The following is a 2,445-nucleotide window of genomic DNA, read 5'->3' as shown; positions in this document are numbered from 1 at the left end:
CCTCCTGGCCCACGCCGCCCGCAGCAACCCCGAAACCTATAGCCACATCCAGTCCTTGCTGGCCCCCTTGGAGTCGGTTCCTCTGCCTGGCCAACAGACTAACAACCCCGCCCCTCCCCTAACCATCGATTCGGAGGGGGACAAATTTGCGCTTGAAGTCGAGAAAAACCAAAAAGTTGCCCCGCCAGAAGCAACTCTAGAAAAGCAGCCAGAAGAAGAGAAACCTCTCTCGGCCTTGCAGCGGCTACGTCGGCGGGAGCTGGACTAGATCCCTCCCTGTCCAAACCAGCAAGCAATTGGGAATAGATAGCTACGGCTCAGGAAGAAGAGCCGGCAATCCCCAGAGGACTGTTGGGAGTGCGGCTCTCCCTAGCGGGTCTGGCACTCAAGGCGGGATTAAAAAGGATTAAAGAAAGCTGCTATAACCTACGGGAGCAGCAGTAGAATCCTTCTGGCAAGGTAGCAAAGACGGGATCCCTTCATGAAAGATTTCTACCGCGAGCTGGAAACAAAGCCTGACGCGACCCTTGAAGAAATTAAAGAGAACTACAGGCGGCTTGCCAAAGAGTATCACCCGGATCGTCTCCCTCCCGGTACACCGGACAAGGCTCGACAATACATTGAAGAAAAGTTTAAGTCCATTCAAGAGGCCTACACGATACTCAGTGACCCTGTCAAGCGAAAAGCCTACGACTCTCAAAGGGCTTCCCAGGCTCCGCAGACCAAAGGGAGCGAGTATAGCCCAGGCCTGAAAGCCAAACCCAGCTATAGCACCCAAGACGGCAGCACTTGGCCGTTCGACCCTGACAAGATACAGAAAGCTGCAAAGGAAATAGAGCGTCGCAAGGAAAGTATCGAAGTTAACTACAATCAAAAGATAGAGCAAGTGAAGTCCGAGCTAAGGAGAAACCTTATTTCAATCGGCATTAAGGAAGAGGATGCCAGAGTTGATTATGCCTTCCTTACTAAGGATGAAAACATACGGAACTGCCTTTTCTCTTTGTTTTTGGGCTTTTTGGCTTTCTTAGGAGGCTGGGGAGCGATTGGTACTATACTTGTAATCATTGCCTTTGCATTTGCTTGGTCAGCATTTTCTGACAGGTACAGTAAAGCGCAAGTGGAGACAGCCAAAAGTTTTCAAGAAAGGGCGAAGTCAAAAATCGCCCTACATGAGAAAGAAAAAAGTGCGGAACTCACTCAACTTCAGCTTTACTACAGGAGCAGGATCGACTACTTTAAGAGTCTCTCCCTTGAGTCTTTATCCCCTGAGTTTATAAGCGGGCTTAGCGGAGAGGATCAGCTTTTTCTATTGACGGCGATAAAGGAAAGAGCGGACGCTGAGAAGCTAAAGGAGGATCTGAAGCTGGCGGCTGGAGTCGCTGTTGGTATTGGCATACTGGCAGTTCTATTTGGTTTAGGCGGTGGATTCTACCCCCATTGATCCTAGGCCAGCAGGAGGAGCAAAACCTTAGAGTCCAGATTCTCAGGCGAGCTCCTCGGTGGCAAAACCAGACTTTGCCACTCTTGGTAGCTGAGACCAAGCCGAGTCATTTCAGTGATTTCGTATCTGTAGCCTTCCAGTCTCCTGTCCAACTCGATCATAGACTGGGCAGTCGCTATAACTTGATTTGCGTTACTGAGGATAGCTTCTCTCCGAGGAGGATCCCAAACTATGGGATCCCAGATTATCCAACCGCCTGTATCAATCAAAGATGGGGCAATGATTGCCAGGATGGCATTCCTAGATCTTAGTGGTATGCTATCAGTCCAGGATTTAATGCTTTGTGAGTTGAAAATAGCTGGTCGTATATATTCGTCAAACAGCTTACTCGCATCCGATTCACCCTTTACATACTTGAGAATCTCCACAACGCTTGACAAGCTGACTCCTTGGCAATCTCTGTGAAGATATCCTGAAGGATTTTCAGTCAACAAAAGCTTGACATACTTTCTAATACGGGGTTCTAGAACTTCCTTGGCCTCCGCCAGGCGCTTCAGAGCCATCTCATGCTCCTCCAGCTCTAAGTAACATTTAATCTCTGTAACATAGACTAAAGATAGGATTAAGATGTACTCGCGAGCCAAAATGCCGTTGTTCTCGTTCCAATTGGAATCCCACGCAGCTTGATAATAGTGCTCAGCCTCAAGCAGAGGCTGAATGACCTCGGTTACTAATCGCTTCCTGTTGGTCTGGGAAGACATCTTCAAAGCTATTTCTGCAACGTTAATAGCAGACTTAGCCTTAGCAAGGAGCGATCTATCTATCTTATCCTTGAGTTCTGAGATAGATTGTTGAAGATTTTGAATTCGAGAATCGATTTGATCGAGCTTAGAGATAACGACCGCAAAGCCTATGGCAGACAAACCCAGGTTAGCCAGACCAAGAGCAGTATTAAATTGGGTTAAGCCTAAGACAGTGTTTAGTTTATTGCCAATGTCGATTAG

General features: G+C 48.0%; 2 protein-coding genes and 1 pseudogene. 2 read left to right on the top strand and 1 reads right to left on the bottom strand.

Annotation, left to right across the window (positions count from 1 at the left end; all coding sequences use genetic code 11):
* Positions 1-268: pseudogene (locus NW827_RS10820) on the top strand (hypothetical protein); the annotation flags it as partial.
* A gap of 213 nt (positions 269-481) precedes the next feature.
* Positions 482-1,441, top strand: a complete 960-nt coding sequence (locus NW827_RS10815) for a J domain-containing protein (protein WP_414404407.1) — start codon at positions 482-484, stop codon at positions 1,439-1,441.
* A 2-nt stretch (positions 1,442-1,443) separates the two neighbouring features.
* Here NW827_RS10815 and NW827_RS10810 read toward each other — a convergent pair.
* Positions 1,444-2,445 (bottom strand): hypothetical protein (locus NW827_RS10810; protein WP_414503680.1); only part of this gene is annotated, 1,002 nt, incomplete at its 5' end.

Origin of the sequence: Synechococcus sp. H70.1 (assembly GCF_047502705.1) — a bacterium.
Classification (GTDB): Bacteria; Cyanobacteriota; Cyanobacteriia; order Thermostichales; family Thermostichaceae; genus Thermostichus.
Note: the sequence above shows the minus strand (reverse complement) of the source record. Positions and strands in the feature narration are given on the sequence as shown.

Bases quoted from the DNA above. Each gene is read 5' to 3' on its own strand.
- NW827_RS10815 (WP_414404407.1), top strand. From the start codon at position 482: ATGAAAGATTTCTACCGCGAGCTGGAAACAAAGCCTGACGCGACCCTT.